Genomic DNA, 23,270 nt, shown 5'->3' with positions numbered 1-23,270 from the left:
GCAAGGGTTCGGTCAAGAAGCCCGCCGGGGTATATGACAACGTTGTCAGAGGTCCTATCGTGGCGAGGCATCGCGCGCTCGCGAGCCACGGTGCGTCGAGTTCCTTCCGGGGGGTCATCCGACACTCCGGTCCCATTCCGGCGGAGCAGGGCCACCGGCACAACGAAGGTGGACGCAGGGTGCGCGGCTCGCTCCTCGGGAGACTGCTGGGTCTCGGTCCGGGCGAGCGCCTGCCCGCCCGCCGCCGCCTCGCGATGCTCCTCGCCACCGCGCTCGTCGTGGTCCTCGGCGGCGCCGTCGTCCTCCCCGCCAGTGCCCAGGCCGCTCCGCCCGCCGCCGCCACCACCGCACAGGCACCGGCCGGCGCGGGCACCACGACCGGCCTCGCCGCTGCCGCGCCCAGCGCCACCCTGTCGGTCAGCGCGAACCCGACCTCGCTGCCCTACGGGGGCGGCAGCGTCACCTACACGTACACGCTGGCCAACAACGGCGACTCCCGGCTCTTCTTCCAGTCGGCCACCGACACGGTGTGTCCCGCGATCGAGTACGTCTCCGGCGGCTCGACGACGGGGGTCGACAACACGCGGGTGGTCGACGCCGGCGGGTCGCTCGTCTTCCGCTGCACGACGACCGTCACCGCGACGGCCACGAGCACCGCGACCTTCACCTTCGGCTACGGCAGCTTCTGCCCCGTGCAGTGCGACGGCTCGCTGACCCGCACCGCGCAGGCGACGGTCACCGTCCAGCAGCCGCTCTTCCCCTGCACCAACATCTGGTACGGCTCGGTCGGTACGTCGTCGACGACCGCAGGGTCCTACGGCCGGATCTTCCCCACCGCGACCTCCGTCGGGAACATCGTCCCGCCCGGACTCACCGGGTCGTGGAGCACGTCCGCCATCGCGATCGACCCCACCAACCCGGACTTCCTCTACTACACACCCCGCACCTCGAACGTCTCCGGCAGCTTCTCCAACACCCTCTACCGGGTCGACCTCAACACCCAGGTGCAGACCAAGGTCGCCGACGGCACGACCGGCGGCCAGGAGTTCGTGACCAACCGGCTCGCGTTCGACGTCAACGGCCGGCTCTGGAGCTTCGCCAACACCGGTCTCATCTACTCGTGGACCGCGGCCGGTGGCTTCTCCGCGGCGAAGTCGCCGACGACGAGCAACGGCGTCCTCTTCTCGAGCCTGCAGTCCGGAGACATCGCCTTCGACGGCAACGGCACGATGTACGTGCTCGCCGCCGATGCGACGACGACCTACCTCTACCGCATCACCGCCGCGTCGCTGGCCACCGCGACCCCGAGCGCCCAGCTCGTCAACACCTTCGCGGCCCCGACCGTCGGCGCCTTCTACAACGGCCTGGCCTTCTCCTCGGACGGCACGCTCTACGCGACGTCGACGAACACGGGGACGGCCACCTACGCGCTCTACAAGGTCGACCCCGACCGCGGCACGGTGACCCAGCAGACCACGGGCACGAACCTGCGCATCGTCGGCGACCTCGCCTCCTGCGCCATCCCCAAGCCCGCACTGCGCGTCACGAAGACCGTCTCGCCGAGCACCGCCGTCCGGGGTGGCGAGACGCTGACCTACACGGTCAAGGTCGACAACATCGGCACGCTGTCGGCGCTCGCGACGGCCGTGCAGGACGCCATCCCGGCGAACACGACCTACGTCCGCAACTCCACGACGCTGAACGGGACGGCGGTGTCCGACACCGGGTCCGCGCCCTTCTTCCCCTACGCAACGTCGACCGCGGTCAACTCGAGCGGTGTCAACAGCGGCATCGTGGCGCAGGGTGCCTCGGCGACGGTGACCTTCCGCGTCACCGTCAACTCCCTGACCGCGGCGGTCCGCTCGGTCTGCAACCAGGCGACCGTCACGGCGAGCGGCCTCAGCTCGACCCTCTCGGACGACCCCGGGGTCGCCGGGTCGGGTGACCCCACCTGCAACCTGGCGTACACGCCGGGCATCCAGGTCACGAAGACGGCCAGCCCGACGACGGTGAACATCAGCGGCCCGGTCACGTACACGTACACCGTCATCAACAACGGCAACGAGCCCCTGCGCGCCGTGACGTTGGCCGACGACAAGGGGACGGTCAGCCAGACGCACACGGGCGACACGAACAACGACAACCTCCTCCAGATCGGGGAGGCGTGGGTCTACACCCTGACCCAGACGCTCTCGACGACGACCACCAACACCGCGACCGCCACCGGCACCGGCAACGTGAGCGGGGCGGCCGCCTCCGACACCGACACCGCGACGGTCACCGTCACGCGGCCGACCCTCAACCTGGCCAAGACCGCGGGGGCCGTGACCGGGCCGGCCGGCGACGGCACCTACCGCGCGACCTACACGGTGACGGTAGGCAACACCGGCAACGGTGCCGGTACCTACGGGCCGATCACCGACACCCCGGCGTTCGCCGCGAACCTCCAGCCGACCGGGGCCTCGTGGAGCGGGCAGGCGACCGGTTCGGCGACGGGCGCCGGCCCCTACTCGATCGGCGCCGCCGGGACGAGCATCGCCGCCGGGGCGACGCACACCTACACCGTCGTCGTGACGTTCCGGTACACCAACGGCACCCAGGCGGTGGCCTGCGCGGGCACCGGGACCGGCCTCTACAACGGCGCCACGTTGCCCGCCGGGCAGGAGGCGGGCGGCACGACCGACAACGCCGCCTGCGCCACGCCCCCGGCCCCGCCAGCCCCGGGGCTCACCCTCACCAAGACCGCCGGTGCCCTCCAGGACCTCGACGGCAACGGCGCCGACGCCGGTGACCGCATCGTCTTCTCGTTCGTCGTCCGCAACAGCGGGAACGTCGACCTCGACACCGTGGCGCTGAGCGACGCGAAGGTCGGCCTCCCCGCGCTCACGTGCCCGGCCACGACGCTGGCGGTCGGCGCATCGATGACCTGTACCGCGGTGTCGTACACCGTCACCCAGGCCGACGTCGACGCCGGTGCCGTGGCCAACACCGCGACGGTGCGGGGCAACGCACCGAACGGCGTGACCACGACGGCGACCTCCTCGACCTCGACGCCCCTCCCGCCGTCCCCGCGCCTGTCGCTCACCAAGGCCGTCGCCGAGGTGACCGACGTCAACACCAACGGTGTCACCGACCCCGGTGACCGCATCCGGTACACGTTCAGCGTCACGAACACCGGCAACGTCACCCTCGGGTCGCTCACCGTCACCGACGCCAAGCTCGGCCTGAGCGCCGTGGCGTGCACCACCGGCTCGCTCGCGCCCGGTGCGACCGCGACCTGCACGACCTCGCCCGTCTACACCGTGACCAGCGCCGATGTCACGGCGGGCGCGGTGACGAACAGCGCGACCGCCTCCGCGAGCCCCGTGAGCGGTGGGTCGGTCACCTCGAACACCTCGAGCACGAGCACTCCCGTGGCCTCCGCCGCGTCCCTCGACGTCGTGAAGACGGCCGGCTCGCTGAGCGCCCTCGACCCCGAGACCGGGCGCTACACCGCGACCTACACCGTGCAGGTCGTCAACTCCGGCCAGACGCCGACGACGTACGGCGCGCTGACCGACACCGCCTCCTTCGGTCCGGGCATCGCCGTCGAGGGCGCCTCGTGGACCGGCCCGACGACGGGTACCTCCTCGACCACCGGGCCGTACACGCTCGCCCCTGCCGGGACCTCCGTCGGCGGGACCACGACGCAGACCTGGACGGTCACGGTGCGCCTGCACATGACCCGCACGACGCCCTCGACGGCCTGCGCCGGGCCGGGCTCCGGCCTGTACAACGCCGCCTCGCTGCCGGCCGGCCAGGAGGCGGGCAGCACCGCGAACAACGCGGCCTGCCTCGCCCCACCGACCCCGCCGGCCCCGTCCATCGACCTCGTCAAGACCGTCCAGGGCGTGCAGGACGTCAACGGCAACGGCCTGACCGACGCCGGCGACCGCATCACCTGGGCGTTCACCGTCCGCAACACCGGGACCATCGCCCTCGCCGGCGCCTCGGTGAGCGACCCGCGCCTCGCGGCCGCGGGCATCACCATCACCTGTGCCGACCCGGCGCTGTCGGTGGGTGAGAGCACGGCGTGCACGGTCTCCGGCCCGTACACGATCACGGCCGCCGACGTGACGGCCGGAGCGGTCGCCAACACGGCGACGGCCACGGGGACACCGCCGTTCCTCCCGGCGGTCACCGACACCGACTCGACGAGCACCCCCACGCAGACCGCCTCGCTGGTCCTCACCAAGACCGCGGGCGCCGTGACCGACGCCAACGGCTCGGGGCGCCAGGACGCCGGGGACGCCGTCGCGTACACCTTCTCGATCCGGAACACCGGCAACACCGCGCTCAGCGACCTGCGGATCGGTGACGCGCGCCTCGGGCTGGGGAACGTCCTCTGCGCGGCGGGCCCCCTGGCTGCCGGCGCGACGACCTCGTGCACCCGCACCTACACCCTGACCCAGGCCGACGTCGACGCCGGCTCGGTCACCAACACGGCGACCGCCACGGGCACGCCGCCGAACGGCGCCACGCCGGTGAGCAACACCTCCTCGGCGACCGTGACCGTGGCCCCCACCAACGGTCTGGCGCTGACCAAGACCGCCTCCGGCATCGCCGACACCAACGCGGACGGCCGACCCTCCGCCGGCGACCGCATCACCTACGGCTTCTCGGTGCGCAACACCGGGACGACGACGCTCACGAACGTCACGGTGACCGACGCCAAGCTGGGCGTCTCCGGTGCCGCCTGCGTGGCGACGCTCGCGCCCGGCGCCACCGCCACCTGCTCGACGGTCGTCGCGTACCCGATCACCCAGGCCGACGTCGACGCCGGGTCGGTCACGAACACGGCCTCGGCCACCGCGACCCCGCCGAGCGGCGCGGCGCCGACCGCGAGCTCGAGCACGACGACCCCCGTCACCACCGTCGCGGCGATCTCGCTGACCAAGACCGCGGGAGCGGTGGCGGACACCAACGGCAGCGGCCGCCAGGACGCCGGCGACCGGGTCACCTACTCCTTCACCGTCACCAACACCTCGAACGTCACGCTCGGCAACGTCACCGTGACCGATGCCAAGCTCGGTCCCGTCACCTGCGTCCGGACCACGCTGACGCCCGGGCAGTCCACGACCTGCTCGGCGGCGGCGTACGTCCTCACCCAGGCCGACCTCGACGCCGGACGGGTCGACAACACGGCGAGCGTCAGCGGCACCACCCCGGGCGGCGGGACGGCGACGGCGACCGCGGCGGCGGTCGTCACGCTCGTCCCCGCGGCGTCCGTGGCCCTCGTCAAGGTGAGCGAACCGGTCCAGGACCTCGACGGCAACGGCCCCGACGTCGGGGACACGGTGGCGTACTCGTTCCGTGTCACCAACACGGGCAACCAGAGCCTCTCGACGCTCAAGATCACCGACGCCAAGCTGGGCATCAACGGATCCGCCTGCGCCGCAGGACCGCTGGCTCCGGGTGCCACGGCGACGTGCGTGGCCCCGGCGCCCTACGTCCTCACCCAGGCCGACGTCGACGCCGGCTTCGTCGAGAACACCGCGACCGTCGACGGCACCGCCCCCGCGGGACCCGTGACCGCGAGCGACGTCGAGCGCCGCGCCCTGGCGCCGACGTCGTCGGTCTCCCTGCGGAAGGTGGCCGGCGCGGTCACCGACCTCGACGGCAACGGCCAGGACGCGGGCGACACCGTCGCCTACTCCTTCGAGGTGACCAACACCGGCGCCACGACATTGCGCGACGGCGTCGTCATCGACCCCAAGCTCGGGCTCACCGCCTTCACCTGCGCCCCCGGCGCGATCGCGCCCGGCCAGAGCGTCTCCTGCCCGGCCCCGCGCGAGTACGTCCTGACGCAGGCCGACGTCGACGCCGGCGGCGTGACGAACACCGCGTCGGTGAGCGCGACGACCCCGACGGGTGGCACCACGGCGGTGACGACCGGCACCTCGACCCGGCCGATCGTCCCCACGAACTCGATCGCCCTCACCAAGACCGCGGGAGCGGTGGTCGACACCGACGACAACGGCCCCGACGCCGGTGACACCGTCACGTACACGTTCACCGTCCGCAACACCGGCGGCTCCACCCTCGACGACATCCGGCTGGACGACGCGCTGCTCGGGCTCTCCGGCAGCGTCTGCGCGGCAGGACCGCTGGCTCCCGGCGCCACCCTCTCGTGCCCCTCGGCGACGTACACGCTCACCCAGGCCGACCTCGACGCCGGCCAGGTGGTCAACACGGCGACGGCGTCCGCGACGCCGCGGGCGGGGTCCCGGCCGACCGCCTCCGCGAGCGCCGTCCGCGACGTCGACCAGCTGGCCACCCTCACCGTCGCCAAGACGGCCGGCCCGGTCGTGGACGCCAACGGCTCGGGGCGCCAGGACGCCGGTGACACGGTGTCGTACGGCTTCCGGGTCACCAACACCTCGAACGTCACGCTCAGCCTCGTCCGCGTCAGCGACGCGATGCTCGGCCTCTCCGGCGAGGTCTGCGGCACGGGCACCCTGGCGCCCGGTGCCTCCACCACCTGCTCCGGCTTCATCCACACGCTGACCCAGCAGGACGTGGACGCCGGTCGGGTGCAGAACACCGCCACGGCGAGCGGCCGGACGCCCGGCGGCACCACGGCCACGGCGGTCGCCACGGCCGTCCGCGACGTCACCGCACCGAGCTCGCTCAGCGCCACGAAGACCGCCGGCGCGGTGGTCGACGCGAACGGCTCCGGTCGCCAGGACGCCGGCGACACCGTGACCTACACCTTCACCCTGCAGAACACCGGGGCGAGCACCCTGACCGCCCCCCGGGTCACCGACCCCCAGGTCGGCGTCGTCGACTACGCCTGCGGGACGGGCTCGCTGGCGCCCGGGGCCTCCGCCACCTGTACCGCCCCCGCGTACACGCTGACCCAGGCGGACCTCAACGCCGGCCGCGTCGACAACACGGCGACGGCGGCGGCCACCACGCCGGCGGGCGACACGGTCTCGGCGTCGGCGAGCGCGACCCGACCCCTGTCGGCGGCTCCCGCGCTGGAGCTGACCAAGCGCGCCTCGGCGGTCACGGACGTCGACGGCAACGGCGCGGACGCCGGCGACACCATCACCTACTCGTTCGCGGTCCGGAACACCGGCAACGTCTCCCTGACGGACGTGCGGGTCGACGACGCCAAGCTCGGGTTGTCGGGGACGCTCTGCGTCACCGGTCCACTCGCACCGGGGGCGGCGTCGGACTGCACCGCGACCCGCACCTACACCCTGACCCAGGCCGACGTCGACAGCGGAGCCGTGTCGAACACGGCGACCGCGACGGCCACCGGCGCCTCCGGCGGGACCGCCTCCGACGGGTCGAGCACGACGACCACCCTGACGACGGTCGCGGCGGTGGCCCTCACGAAGACGGCCGGTGCCGTGGTCGACGCCAACGCCGACGGGCGACAGAGCGCCGGCGACACCGTCGCCTACACGTTCACCGTCCGCAACGTCTCGACGGTGACGCTCTCCTCCGTCTCCGTCTCCGACCCGCGCCTCGGCACGGTGACCTGCACCGCGACGACCCTCGCGCCGGGGGCGAGCACGACGTGCACCGCCGCTCCGTACCGCCTCACCCAGGCCGACCTCGATGCGGGGACGGTCGTCAACACGGCCTCCGTCACCGCGTCCGACCCGCGCGGGGGCACGGCCACCGCCGCGGCGTCGGCCACCGTCACCCTGACGCCGCCGACGACCCTCGCCCTGGACAAGTCCGCCGGGCCCGTCGTCGACGTCGACGGCAACGGCGTCGACGTGGGGGACACGATCACCTACTCGTTCTCGGTGACGAACACCGGCAGCGTCACGGTGACCAACGTGGTCGTCAACGACAACAAGCTGCGACTCACCGGGTACCTCTGTGCCGCAGGGCCGGTCGCGCCCGGGCAGACGGTCGGCTGCACCGCCCCGGCCTTCGTCCTGGCCCAGGGCGACGTCGACTCCGCACGCGTCGAGAACCTCGCGACCGTCACGGCCACCACGCCCGGCGGCGGCACGAGCACGCCTCCGGGCCAGGACTCGGTGGTCACGCCGCTCTCGCCCACCTCGGCGCTCCTGCTCCTCAAGACCGGTGGGGAGCTGCGTGACGCCAACGACGACGGCCTCCCGAGCGCGGGGGACGAGGTCGTCTACACGTTCACCGTGACCAACACCGGCGCCACCACGCTGCGCGACATCCGGGTCACCGACGACAAGCTCGGCCTCGTCGACTACCTCTGCAGCGCCGGCCCGGTCGCGCCGGGGGCGAGCGTGACCTGCCAGGGCCCGCGTCCGTACGTCCTCACCCAGGCCGACGTCGACTCGGGGTCGATCGAGAACACCGCCACCGCGACCGGCCGGCCGCAGGTCGGGTCGACGGTCAGCGACTCCGACACGGCCACCACGCCGGTCGACCAGGTCGCCGAGATCATCCTCGACAAGGCCGTCGGCTCCGTCGCCGACACCAACGGCACGGGGCGGGTCGACGCGGGCGACCGGGTGACCTTCACCGTCACGGTCACCAACACGGCGGCCGTCACGCTGACCGACCTGGCCGTGTCCGACCCGCGGGCGGGAGCGGTGACCTGCGTCCCGACGGTGCTCGGACCGGGGGAGCAGGCGACCTGCACCGTGCCGCCGGTGACGATCACCCAGGCCGAGGCCGACCGGGGTGCCGTCTCCAACACCGCGACCGCCACGGCCCTCGAGCCGGGCGGCGGCACCGTCACGAGCACCGACACGGCGAACCTGCCGATCGCGCAGGTCGACGCCGCCCAGCTCGACAAGACCGCGGGCGCGGTCCTCGACACGAACACGTCGGGGACGGTCGACGCCGGCGACACCGTCACCTACACGTTCGCGGTCCTCAACACCGGGACCACGACGCTGCGTACCGTGCTCGTCGACGACGCCCGGATCGGGCTCAGTGGCTTCTCGTGCGCGGGCGGTGGCTCGCCCCTCACGCCGCGCAACACCCGGACCTGCACCAGCCCGCCCTACACGCTGACCCAGGCCGACATCGATGCCGGCCGGGTCGACAACACCGCGACGATCCGGGCGACCGGGTCCGCCGGGACGGCCACCGCCCAGGACGACGCGACCGTCCTGCTCCCGAGCAGCGGCGACATCGAGCTGACCAAGTCTGCCTCCACCCCCGTCGACATCGACGCGGACGGTCGGATCGAGGCCGGCGACACCATCACCTACACGTTCCTGCTGCGCAACACCTCGACGGTGACCCTGACCGACGTCACGGTGAGCGACCCCCTGCTGGGCCTGGACGGCGCGCGCTGCGGCGCGGCGTCCCTGGCGCCGGGGGCCACCACCACCTGCACCCGCACCCACGTCGTCACGCAGGCCGAGCTGGACGCGGGGGGCGTCGACAACACGGCGAGCGCCCGGGCCCTGCGGCCGGACGGCTCGGCGAGCACCGACACCTCGAGCGCCCGGGTGCCGCTGCCCGGCACCTCCCAGCTGCAGCTGACGAAGTCGGCCTCCGGCGTGGTGGACGGGGACGGCAACGGCCCCGACGCCGGCGACACCCTCGAGTACTCGTTCAGCGTCCGCAACCTGGGCACGACCAGCCTCACGGACGTCCGGGTCTCCGATCCCCGCACCGGCACCGAGGCGGTCCTGTGCGCCGCCGGACCGCTCGCGCCCGGGGCGACGGTCCCCTGTGCGGCGACCGCCACCTACACGCTCACCCAGGCCGACGTCGACGCCGGCGCCGTGGCCAACACCGCGACCGCGACCGCCGTCCCGCCCTACGGCACGACGCCGACCGCGACCAGCTCCACGCTGACGCCGGTCGACAGCGTCGCGTCGATCTCGCTCACCAAGAGCGGCTCGGCCCCCGAGGACACCGACGGGTCCGGCTCGGTCACCGTCGGCGACACCGTCCGCTGGTCGTTCACGGTCACGAACACGACCACCGTGACGCTCAAGGCGGTCCGCGTGGTCGACCCCTCGGCCGGCGAGGTGACCTGCCCGGTGACCACCCTGGCTCCGGGCGAGAGCACCGTGTGCACCATCGCCGGGCACCGCCTCGACCAGGCCGAGGTCGACGCCGGCCGCGTGGACAACACCGCCACCGTGCGCGCCGAGGACCCGCGCGACGTCACCGTCACCGACACCGACAGCACGAGCGTGACGTTCGCGCCGCCGTCGTCGCTGACCCTCGAGAAGACCGCCGGCCCGGTGGTCGACACCAACGGCTCGGGCCGTGAGGGCGTCGGCGACACGGTCACCTACACGTTCAGCGTCCGCAACACCGGTGCGACGACGCTGTCCTCCGTCACGGTGGACGACGCCCGCATCGGCGTCACCGGCCTCGCGTGCGGCACGGCGCTCGCACCGGGGGCGACCACGTCCTGCAGCGCGACCTACACGCTCACCCAGACCGACGTCGATGCCGGCCGCGTCGACAACACCGCCACCGCGTCGGCGGGCACGCCCTCGGGCGGCTCCGTCACGGACGACGACGCGGCGTCGGTGACCATCCGACCGACGACGTCGGTCGAGCTGACCAAGACGGCCTCGGGCGTGACCGACGTCGACGGCAACGGCCCGGACGCCGGTGACACCGTCGAGTACTCGTTCTCGGTGCGCAACACCGGGTCCTCCACGCTGACCGCGGTCACGCTCGACGACCCGCTCCTGGGTCTGGAGGACGAGACCTGCACGACGACGCCGCTGGCGCCCTTCGCGGTCCAGCCCTGCGCGGGAACCTTCGTCCACGTCCTGACGCAGGCCGAGGTCGACGCCGGTGCCGTGCGCAACACGGCGACGGCGACCGCCACGAGCGCGGCCGGCGCCACCGCCACCGACGACTCGACCGCCACCGTGTCCGTCGACACGTTGGCCGCCCTCCGCCTCGACAAGGCCGTGACCGGGGTGGCCGACACCAACGGCAGCGGCCGCCGCGACGCCGGGGACACCGTCACCTACGGCTTCACCGTCACGAACACCTCGGCGGTCACGCTGACCTCGGTCACGGTCGAGGACAGCCGGATCGGCCGGGCCCAGAGCGTCTGCGGGACGGGGACCCTGGCCCCCGGGGCGAGCACGACGTGCTCGTCGACCTACGTGCTGACCCAGCCCGACGCCGACGCCGACCGGGTCGACAACACGGCCGTCGCCCGCGCCGCGACCCCAACCGGCGGCACGGTCGAGGACGACGACACCGCCTCCCTCGTCCTCGGTGCACCCGCGTCGGTCGAGCTGACCAAGACCGCCGGTGTGGTCGTGGACGCCAACGGCTCGGGTCGCCAGGACGCCGGAGACACCGTCGAGTACTCGTTCTCGGTGCGCAACACCGGTGCGGTGAGCCTGACCGACCTTCGCCTCGAGGACCCGGTCGCCGGCCTCTCGAACGCCCTCTGCGCGGCCGGCCCGCTGCTGCCGGGCACCTCCACCCCCTGCGCGGTCCGCGGCACCCACGTCCTCACGCAGGGCGAGGTCGATGCCGGGGTCGTCGACAACACGGCGGTCGTCTCCGCCGCGGCCGCGACCGGCGGCCGGGTCACCGACGCCGCCGAGGCCTCGCGGGCGGTCGACTCATCCCCGCTGGTCGACCTGGCCAAGGAGGGGTCGGCCGTCGTCGACACGGACGCCAACGGCGCGGACGCCGGGGACACCGTCACGTGGACGTTCACGGTCACCAACACCGGGCCGACGACGCTGACCGGCGTCACCGTCACCGACCCGCGCATCGGGGTCGACGCGCTCGTCTGCGCGCCGTCGCTGGCGCCGGGCCAGGTCGTGCGCTGCGCGGTCGACTACTCCCTCACCCAGGACGACGTCGACGCCGGGACCGTCGAGAACACCGCGGGCGTCACCGGCACCGACACCCGGGGCCGCACGGCGACGGACGACGCCACGGCGTCGGTGGCGGTCGACGCGCTGGCCGAGATCACCCTCGACAAGACCGCCGGCGACCCGACGACCGCGCAGGGCGCCGACCCCGAGCGCGTCGACGCCGGGGACACGGTCACCTACACGTTCACGGTCAGGAACACCTCCGCCGTGACCCTGCGGGGCGTCACCGTCACCGACCCGCTGGTGGGCTCGGTCACCTGCCCGCTGACCACCCTGGCCCCGGGTGGGTCGACGACGTGCACGGCTCCCGCGTACGTCCTCACCCAGGACGACCTCGACACCGGGGTCCTGGACAACCGCGCGGAGGTGGCGGCGACCGGGACGAACGGCACCGTGCGCGCGGCCGACGTCGCGACCGTGACGCTCCCGCAGGAGAGCGGCATCGTCCTCACCAAGCTCTCGGGCGGGGTCTCGGACACCGACGGCAGCGGCCGGGTCGACGCCGGAGACACCATCGACTACTCGTTCCGTGTGACGAACACCGGCACCACGCGGCTGGACCCGGTGCGCATCGATGACGCTCGTCTCGACGTCAGCGGACTGCCCTGTGGCAGCGCGCCGCTCGAGCCGGGTGAGACGCGGACGTGCTCGGGGCCGGTCCTCGTCCTGACGCAGGCCGACATCGACGCGGGCTCCGTCACGAACACCGCCACCGCGACGGGCACCGACCCGGGTGGGCGTGACGTGACCGACGAGGACACGACGACGACCCGGTTCGACGGACCCGCGACACTGAGCCTGGCCAAGTCCGCGGGTGCCGTGCAGGACACGAACGGCAGCGGGCGCCAGGACGCCGGCGACACCGTCACCTACACGTTCACCGTGACCAACACCGGGGCGCGGACGCTGCGCGACATCGCCGTCCGCGACGAGCTGGTGGGCGCCACCGCCCTGCCCTGCGCCACGGGTCTGGCGCCCGGCGCCTCGGCGACGTGCTCGGCCGACCTCGTGCTCACGCAGGAGGACGTCGACCGCGGCCGCGTCGACAACACCGCCGACGCCACCGCGACGACGCCAGACGGTGGCAGCGTCTCGGCGGACGCCTCGGCCTCGGTCGTGCTCGCCCCGGCGACCGGCCTGGACCTGACGAAGACGGCGTCGGCCATCCGCGACGTGGACGGCAACGGGGCCGACGCCGGCGACACCATCACGTACTCGTTCACGGTGCGCAACACCGGGACGACCCGCCTGACGGACGTCCTGCTCACCGACCCGATGCTGGGCCTGGACGCGGTGCCCTGCTCCGCCGGCCCGCTGCAGCCGGGCGAGACGGTCGGGTGCGACACCGCGTACGTGCACACCCTGACCCAGGCCGACGTCGACGCGGGGTCCGTGGCGAACACGGCCTCGGCGGCGGCCACGACCCCCACCGGCTCCGCGCCGAGCGACACCTCCTCGACCGTCACCCCGCTGGACCGCGTCGCGGAGCTGCGGCTCGAGAAGGCGGTCGGCAGCATCGCGGACGCCAACGACTCCGGTCGGGTCGACGCCGGCGACACGACGACGTACACGTTCACCATCACGAACACCTCGAACGTCACCCTCTCGACGGTGCGGCTGACCGATGCCCGCCTCGGGCTCGAGGACGAGGTGTGCGGGGCGGGCTCGCTGGCGCCCGGTGCCTCCACCGAGTGCACGAGCGACCCGTACGTGCTGACCCAGGCCGACGTCGACGCCGGGCGCGTCGACAACTCGGCGACGGCGACGGCCACCGGGCCGGACGGATCGTCCACCCGCGCCGATGCGGCCGCCACCCTGCGGGTGCCGACCGTCAACTCGATGTCCCTCGACAAGACCGCCGGGACCCCGACCACGGACCGGGGCCTGGACCCCACCACCACCGACGCGGGTGACGTCGTCGACTACTCGTTCCGGGTGACCAACACCGGGACCCAGACCCTGGACCTGCTGACCGTTGCCGACCCGCGGATCGGGTTGACCGCGCTGCGCTGCGTGGCGACCCTGGCTCCGGGCCGCTCGGTCGACTGCGCGGGCAGCTACACGCTGACCCAGGCCGACATCGACGCCGGTGGGCTCTCGAACACCGCGACCGCCACCGGCTTCACCCCGCCCGGTGACCCGGTGCGGACCACCGACGGCGCCGACCTCGAGGTGACGGGTCGGAACGCCTTGGCGCTGACCAAGTCCGCGTCGGCCGTGGCCGACACCGACGGCAACGGCGCCGACGCCGGCGACACCATCGAGTACTCGTTCTCGGTGCGCAACGACGGCACGACCACGCTGCGCGACCTCACGCTGACCGACCCGCTGCTCGGTCTCTCGGCGGCGCCGTGCGCCAGCGGTCCGCTCGCGCCGGGCGCCTCCATCCCGTGCGACCGCACCTGGACCTACACCCTGACCCAGGACGACATCGACGCGGGCGCGGTCTCCAACACGGCGACGGCCACCGCGGTGCCCCCGTCCGGCACGCCGTCCACCGCCTCGTCGTCCACGACCACCCCGATGACCACGCTCGCGGAGCTCACCCTCGTGAAGAGCGCCGGCGACGTCGTCGACACCGACGGCGACGGGGTGGCCTCGGCCGGCGACACCATCGCGTACTCGTTCACCGTCGAGAACGTCTCCAACGTCACCGTGCGGGTCATCCAGGTCGCGGACCCCAACCTCGACGACATCCGGTGCGCCGCGATCACCCTGCGGCCGGGCGACACGACCACGTGCTCCGCGCCGGCGTACGTGCTCACCCAGGCCGACGTCGACGCGGGCCGGGTCGACAACACCGCGACCGCCGTCGGGCTCGACCCGCAGGACGTCGAGACCACCGCCACCGACACGGTGACCACCCGCCTCCGGACCTCGGGCTCGCTGCGGATGGCCAAGACCGCCGGGGACGTGGTCGACGCCAACGGCAGCGGCCGCATCGACGCCGGTGACACCGTCACCTACGGCTTCGCCGTGACGAACACCGGCTCGACCAACCTCTCCGACGTCTCCGTGGACGACGCCCGTCTCGGCGTCCAGGGGCTGCGCTGCGGCTCCGGTGCGCTGCGGCCGGGCGCGACGGTCCCGTGCCCCCCGGCCGTCCACGAGCTCACCCAGGCCGACATCGACGCCGGTGAGGTCCTCAACACCGCGACCGCCGCGGGGCGCACCCCCTCCGGCGACCCCGTCACCGACGACGACTCCGCCACCGTGCGGTTCTCCGGCCCGTCCTCGGTGCGCCTGGACAAGTCGGTCTCCGAGGTCGTCGACGTCGACGCCGACGGGCGGGCCGACGAGGGCGACCGGCTGGCGTACACGTTCGTCGTGACCAACACCGGGACGATGACCCTCACCGACCCGGTGATCGACGACCCGCTGCTCGTGCTCGACGGGTTCGCCTGCGCCCCGGGCGTCCTCGCTCCGGGTGCGAGCGCGACCTGCGAGGCGCCGCGGCCGTACACGCTGACCGCCGCCGACGTGGACGCGGGCGTCGTCGAGAACACCGCCACGGTGTCGGCGGGGACCCCGGCCGGTGGGTCGGTCATTGACGAGGACTCCGCCTCGGCGCCGCTGGACCGGGTGGCCCAGGTGCGCATCGTCAAGACCGCGGGCGACGTGGCGGACGCCAACGACTCCGGTCGGGTCGACGCCGGCGACACCGTGGCCTTCACCCTCCGCGTCGAGAACACCTCGAACGTCACCCTCACCGACATCGCGGTCTCGGACCCGCTGCTCGGCGCCGTCACGTGCCCGACCTCGACCCTCGCCGCCGAGGCCACGACGACGTGCTCGGCCGGCGTCCACACCCTGACGCAGGCCGACGTCGACGCCGGCCGCGTCGACAACACCGCACGGGTCACCGCCACCAGCCCGGTCTCGGTCGTCTCCGACGAGGACTCGGTGCGCGTGCCACTCACCGGCGCGGCCTCGATCTCGCTCACCAAGACGGCCGGCCCGGTCGTCGACGTCGACGCCAACGGCCCCGACGCGGGCGACACCGTGACGTGGACCCTCGAGGTGACGAACACGGGGACCGTGACGCTCGACTCGGTGCTGGTGGACGACGAGCTGCTCGCTCTCACCGAGTTCGCCTGCGGCTCCGGCCCGCTCGCCCCCGGAGCGAGCCGGACCTGCGTGCTGCCGACGTACGCGCTGACCCAGGACGACGTCGACGCCGGTGCCGTGACCAACAGCGCGACCGTCGCCGGGACACCGCCCACCGGTGACCCCGTGACCGACACCGACTCGGCCTCCGCGACCCTCACGCCGGGTGGTGCGCTGACCCTCGACAAGCAGGTCGTGGGGATCGCCGACACCGACGACAGCGGCCGCGACGACGCCGGCGACACCGTCACCTACCGCTTCACCGCCACGAACACGGGTGCCACGACGGTCACCGGCCTCGTGCTCGACGACCCCCGTCTCGGGCTCGCCGGTGTCCGCTGCGGCGACGCCACCCTGGCCCCCGGGGCCTCGACCACCTGCGAGCGCCCCTACGTGCTGACCCAGGCCGACGTCGACGCCGGTCGGGCCGACAACGAGGCCGCGGTGCGAGGGACCGACAGCCGCGGCGCCGCGGTGCGGGCCGAGGACGGAGCCACCGTCACGTTCGTGCCGACGACTGCGGTCGAGCTGACCAAGACCGCCTCGGGGGTGCGCGACAGCAACGGTGACGGCCGGGTCTCCGCCGGCGACGAGGTCGAGTTCGCCTTCTCCGTCCGCAACGCCGGGGACGTCTCGCTGCGCGACCTCGTCGTGGACGACGCGCGGTTGGGCGTGGACGGTCTGCCCTGTGCGGCGGGCCCGCTCGCGCCCGGTGACACGGCGGTCTGCGCCACGACCGTCTCCTACGTGCTCACCGCGTCCGACCTGGACGCGGGCGCGGTCCTCAACACCGCGACGGTCACGGCGACGCCCTCCACCGGGGGCACCGTCACCGACGACGCCTCGGCCGTGGTGCCTCTCGACCGCCTCGCCGGGCTCGAGCTGACCAAGACCGCGGGCCCCGTGGTCGACGCGAACCAGTCGGGTCGTCTCGACGCCGGGGACACCGTGGCGTACGCCCTCTCGGTGCGGAACGTCGGCACGACGACGCTGCGAGGCGTGGCCGTCACCGACCCGCTGCTCGGTGACGTCACCTGCCCGACCGGCCCGCTCGCGGCCGGTGCCAGCACGACCTGCACCGCCGACCCGTACGTCCTCACCCAGACCGACCTCGATGCCGGTCGCGTCGACAACACCGCCACCGCGTCCGCCACCGACCCCGACGGCGAGCCCACGAGCGACCTCGGCACCGCGGTCGTCGAGCTCGACGCCGCCCCCGGCATCGCCCTCGCGAAGTCCGCCGGCGCCGTCGTCGACGCGAACGACGACGGCCGGGTGGACGCGGGCGACCGCATCACCTACACCTTCCGGGTCACCAACACCGGAACCACGACGCTCGGCGGGGTGACGGTCGACGACGACCGCCTCGGCCTGACCGGACTGGCCTGCGGCACCGGCCCGCTCGCGCCGGGCGAGACCCGTTCCTGCACGGCCGGCTACGTCCTCACCCAGGCCGACCTCGACGCGGGCTCCGTGACGAACACCGCCACCGCGACCGGGACCGACCCGGCGGGGCGCGACGTGACGGGCGAGGGCTCGACGACGACGCGCTTCGACGGGGCGGCCGCGCTCGGGCTCACCAAGACCGCCGGCTCGGTGCAGGACACGAACGACAGCGGACGCCAGGACGCCGGCGACACCGTCACCTACACGTTCACCGTGACCAACACGGGTGCCCGGACGCTGCGCGACGTGGCCGTCCGCGACGAGCTGGTCGGCGCCACCGCCCTGCCCTGTGCCGCGACCCTGGCCCCGGGTGCCTCGGCGTCCTGCACCGCCGACGTCGTCCTCACCCAGGAGGACGTCGACCGCGGTCGCGTCGACAACTTCGCCGACGCGACGGCGACGACGCCGTCCGGCACCACGGTCTCCGCCGACGACTCGGCCTCCGTCGTGCTCACCCCGGCCACCGGTCTCGACCTGACCAAGACCGCCTCGGCCATCCGCGACGTCGACGGCAACGGCGCCGACGCGGGTGACACCATCACCTACTCGTTCACCGCACGCAACACCGGGACCACCCGGCTGACGGACGTCCGGCTCACGGACGCGATGCTCGGCCTGGACGCGGTGCTGTGCTCGGCCGGCCCGCTGCAGCCGGGCGAGACCGTCGGGTGCGACACGGCGTACGTTCACGTGCTGACCCAGGCCGACGTCGACGCCGGGTCCGTCGCCAACACCGCGTCGGCGACCGCCACGACGCCCACCGGCGCCGCGCCGAGCGACACCTCCTCGACCGTCACGCCGCTGGACCGGGTCGCGCAGCTCCGCCTGGAGAAGACGGTCGGCGCGATCGTCGACGCCAACGACTCCGGTCGGGTCGACGCCGGCGACACGGCGACCTACACGTTCGCCATCACGAACACCTCGAACGTGACGCTCGGCAGCGTGCGGCTGACCGATGCCCGCCTCGGGCTCGAGGACGTCGTGTGCGGTGACGGGACCCTCGCGCCGGGTGCGACCACGGAGTGCACGAGCGACCCGTACGTGCTGACCCAGACCGACGTGGACGCCGGGCGCGTGGACAACGCGGCGACGGCCACGGCCACCGGGCCCGGCGGGGTGTCCACCCGCGCCGATGCCACGGCGTCGCTGCGGGTCCCCGTGACCGACAGCATGACGCTGCAGAAGACGGCGGGGACACCGACGACGGACCGCGGGACGGACCCGGCGACGACCGACGCGGGCGACGTCGTGGAGTACGGCTTCCGGGTGACCAACACCGGGACCCAGACCCTGGACCTGCTCACCGTCGCCGACCCGCGGATCGGGCTCACCGCGCTGCGCTGCGTGGCCACGCTGGCGCCGGGCGAGTCGGTCGACTGTGCCGGCAGCTACACGCTGACCCAGGCCGATGTCGACGCGGGCGGCTTCTCGAACACCGCGACCGCCACCGGCTTCACACCGGCCGGCGACCCGGTGAGCGCCACGGACGACGCCGACCTCGTCCTGGCCGGCCGCAACGCCCTGGCCCTGACCAAGACCGCCTCGGCGATCGCGGACACCGACGGCAACGGCGCCGACGCCGGCGACACCATCGAGTACTCGTTCTCGGTGCGCAACGACGGCACGACCACGCTGCGCGACCTCACGGTCACCGACCCGCTGCTGGGTCTGGTGGCGGCACCGTGCGCCACCGGCCCGCTCGCGCCGGGCGCCTCCGTCCCGTGCGACCGCACGTGGACCTACACGCTGACCCAGGACGACGTGGACGCCGGCGCGGTGCGCAACACCGCGACCGCCACGGCGGTGCCCCCGTCGGGGACCGCGCCGACGGGCTCGTCGTCGACGACCACCCCGATGACGGCCGTGGCCCGCCTGACGCTCGTCAAGACCGCCGGTGACGTCGTGGACGTCGACGACGACGGCGTGGCCTCGGCCGGCGACACCATCGCCTACGCGTTCACCGTCCGGAACGTCTCCACCGTCACCGTGCGCGCCATCCGGGTCACCGACCCGAACCTGCAGGACGTGCAGTGCGACGCGGTCACGCTGCGGCCGGGTGGGACGACCACGTGCTCCGCGCCGGCGTACGTGCTCACCCAGGCCGATGTGGACGCGGGCCGGGTCGACAACACCGCGACCGTGGTCGGGCTGGACCCGCAGGACGTGGAGACCACCGCCACCGACACCGTGACGACGCCCCTGGCGACGTCGGGCTCGCTGCGGCTGGCCAAGACCGCCGGTGACGTGGTCGACGCGAACGGCAGCGGCCGGGTGGACGCCGGGGACACCGTCGCCTACGCCTTCTCGGTCACCAACACGGGCTCCACCACCCTCACCGACGTCGCGGTCGACGACAGCCTGCTCGGTGTCTCCGGGATCCGGTGCGGCGGTGGCCTCCTCGCTCCCGGCGCGCGCGTCGACTGCCCGCCCGTGGTCTACACGCTCACCCAGGCCGACATCGACGCCGGCGAGGTCGTCAACACCGCGACGGCCACGGGGCGCACGCCCTCCGGAGACCCCGTCACCGACGACGACTCCGCCACGGTCACGCCGACCGGCCCGTCCTCCGTGCGGCTGGACAAGTCGGTCTCCGAGGTCGTCGACGTCGATGGCGACGGCCGGGCCGACGAGGGCGACCGGCTGACGTACACGTTCGTCGTGACCAACACCGGCGCGACCACGCTCACCGACCCGGTGGTCACCGACCCGCTGCTCGGGCTCGACGGGTTCGCCTGCGCCCCGGGCGAGCTGGCACCCGGCGCGAGCGCCACCTGCGAGGCGCCGCAGCCGTACACGCTGACCGCGGCCGACGTCGACGCCGGTGTCGTCGACAACACCGCGTCGGTCTCCGCCGACAGTGCCTCGGGGGCGGTCACGGACGACGACAGTGCCTCGGCGCCGCTGGACCGGGTGGCCCAGGTGCGCATCGTGAAGGCCGCGGGTGACGTGGTCGACGCCAACGACTCCGGCCGGGTCGACGCGGGCGACACGGTCTCCTACACGCTGCGCGTCGAGAACACCTCGAACGTCACCCTCACCGACGTCGCGGTCTCCGACCCGCTGCTCGGCACCGTCACCTGCCCGACGACCACGCTCGCCGCCGGTGCGACCACGACCTGCACCGCTGCGGCGTACACCCTGACCACCGCCGACCTCGACGCCGGCCGGGTCGACAACACCGCGCGCGTCACGGCGACCAGCCCGGTCTCGGTGGTCTCCGACGAGGACTCGGTGCGGGTCCCGCTCACCGGCGCGGCCTCGGTCTCGCTCACCAAGACCGCGGGCCCGGTCGTCGACGTCGACGCCAACGGCCCCGACGCGGGCGACACCGTGACGTGGACCCTCGAGGTGACCAACACGGGAACCGTCTCGCTCGACGCGGTGGTTGTGGACGACCCGTTGCTCGGCCTCACCGGGTTCGCCTGCGGTGCAGGCGCGCTCGCTCCCGGCGCCAGCCGGAGCTGCGTGCCGCCCACCTACGTGCTGACCCAGGAGGACGTCGACGCCGGTGCGGTCACCAACACGGCGACGGTCTCCGGCACGCCGCCCACCGGTGACTCCGTGACCGACAGCGACTCGGCCACCGCCACCCTCACGCCGGGCGGTGCGCTGACCCTCGACAAGGAGGTCGTCGACCTCGCCGACACCAACGACAGCGGCCGCGACGACGCCGGCGACACCGTCACCTACCGCTTCACCGTCACCAACACCGGGGCGACCTCGGTCGCCGACCTGGTCCTGGACGATGCCCGTCTCGGCCTGGTCGGGGTGCGCTGCGGTGACGCGACGCTGGCCCCCGGCGCCTCGACCGGCTGCGAGCGGTCCTACGTGCTGACCCAGGCCGACGTCGACGCGGGCCGGGTCGACAACGAGGCCGCCGCGCGTGGCACCGACAGCCGTGGTGCCGCGGTCCGGGCCGAGGACCGCGCCACCGCCGTGCTGGACGCCGCCGCGGGCATCGAGCTGACCAAGACCGCCTCGGGCGTGCGCGACACGAACGAGGACGGCCGGGTCTCCGCGGGCGACGAGGTCGAGTTCGCCTTCTCCGTCCGCAACACCGGGGACGTCACCCTGCGCGACGTCGTCGTCGACGACCCGCGGGTCGGTGTCGACGGGCTGGCCTGTGCGGCAGGCCCGCTCGCTCCGGGTGACGAGTTGGCGTGTGCCGCGACGGTCACCTACGTGCTCACCGCGGCCGACCTGGACGCGGGCGCGGTCCTCAACACCGCGACCGCCACGGCGACGCCGACCACCGGAGGCACCGTCACCGACGACGCCTCGGCCGTCGTGCCGCTGGACCGCCTCGCCGGGCTCGAGCTGACCAAGACGGCGGGCCCCGTGGTCGACGCGAACCGGTCCGGCCGCTCCGACGCCGGTGACACGGTCACCTACACGTTCACCCTCCGCAACGCGGGCACGACCACGCTGACCGGGCTCGCGGTCGACGACCCGCTGCTCGGCGCGGTCACCTGCCCGACCGGCCCGCTCGCGGCCGGGGCGAGCACGACCTGCACCGCCGACCCGTACGTCCTCACCCAGGCCGACGTCGACGCCGGGCGTGTCGACAACACCGCCACCGCGTCCGCCACCGATCCCGCCGGCGACCCCGTGAGCGCCGTCGACACCGCGGTCGTCGAGATCGACGGGGCGGCCGGCATCGGTCTGGAGAAGTCCGCCGGCGCCGTCGTCGACGCGGACGACGACGGGCGGCAGAGCCCCGGCGACACCGTCACCTACACCTTCACCGTGACGAACACCGGCACCACGTCGCTCGACGACGTGACGGTCGACGACGCCCGCCTCGGGCTGGCCGACCTCGCCTGTGGCACCGGGCCGTTGGCGCCCGGCGACGAGCGCGCGTGCACCGCGACGTACACGCTGACCCAGGCCGACCTCGACGCCGGTCGGGTCGACAACATCGCCACCGCCTCGGGCTCCTCCGGCGGACCCCAGGGTCCGCGGGTCGCGGCGACCGACGACGTGACCGTCCCGCTCACCGGCGTGGCCTCGCTCTCGCTCGTCAAGACCGGCACGCTCGTCGACGAGGACGGCGACGGCCTGGCCACGGAGGGCGAGACCATCCGGTATGCGTTCCGGGTCACGAACACCGGCACCGTCACCCTGAACGACGTCGCCGTCTCCGACCCGCGCCTCGGTGGCACCGTGCGCTGCCCGGCCGGTCCGCTGGCGCCCGGCGACTCGGTCGACTGCGACGTGCTCGCGTACGCCGTGACCGCCGGCGACGCCGCCGCGGGCTCCATCCGCAACGTGGCCGTGGCCACCGCCGTCAGCGACACCGCCGGCGTGCCGGACCCGGCCCCGAGCGAGAGCACCGCCGTGGTCGAGGCCCGGCCGCCGTCGGGGGTCGTCCTGACCAAGACCGCGCGCCTCCTCGACGAGGACGGTGACGGGCGCGCCGACGCCGGTGAGCGCATCGCGTACACCTTCTCGGTCCGCAACTCGGGGCAGAACCCACTGACCGACGTCCGCCTCACCGACCCGATGCTCGGCCTCGCCGGTGCCCTGTGCACGGCCGGACCGCTCGCGCCCGGCGCCGAGCAGGACTGCGCCTCGCTGACCCGCACGCACATCGTGACGGCCACCGAGGCCCGCAGCGGCGAGGTCGTCAACCGGGCGAGCGTCTCGGCCGCCGACCCCTACGACGGCGTCGTGTCCGACTCCGACACCGCGGTCGTCACCGCCGCCGAGGGGTCGGCCACGCCGCCGCCCGCCGGTGGGGGCGGTCCGCTCGCCCAGACCGGCAGCGAGCTGCTGCGCGGCCTGGTCCTCGGTCTGCTGCTCCTGCTCGGCGGTGTCGTGGCCGTCCGGGTCTCCCGGCGCCGGGGTGCCGGGGCAGACACCGAGCCCCGGGCGTGATGCCATGGAAACCCCTACGAGAGGAAA

The 23,270-nt window shown here is 73.7% G+C and carries 1 protein-coding gene; it reads left to right on the top strand.

What is annotated here, in order from left to right; all coding sequences use genetic code 11:
* The first annotated feature begins 179 nt into the window (after positions 1–179).
* A complete protein-coding gene (locus tag ACQZ2A_RS03900; RefSeq protein WP_430207318.1) occupies positions 180–23,243 on the top strand; it encodes a DUF7507 domain-containing protein in 23,064 nt (7,687 codons plus the stop codon).
* The last annotated feature ends 27 nt before the right edge of the window (positions 23,244–23,270 follow it).

This window comes from Phycicoccus avicenniae, from assembly GCF_050496545.1.
Lineage (GTDB): Bacteria > Actinomycetota > Actinomycetes > Actinomycetales > Dermatophilaceae > Phycicoccus > Phycicoccus avicenniae_A.
The sequence above is the reverse complement of the archived record's forward strand: the minus strand, read 5'-3'. Positions and strand labels throughout refer to the sequence as shown.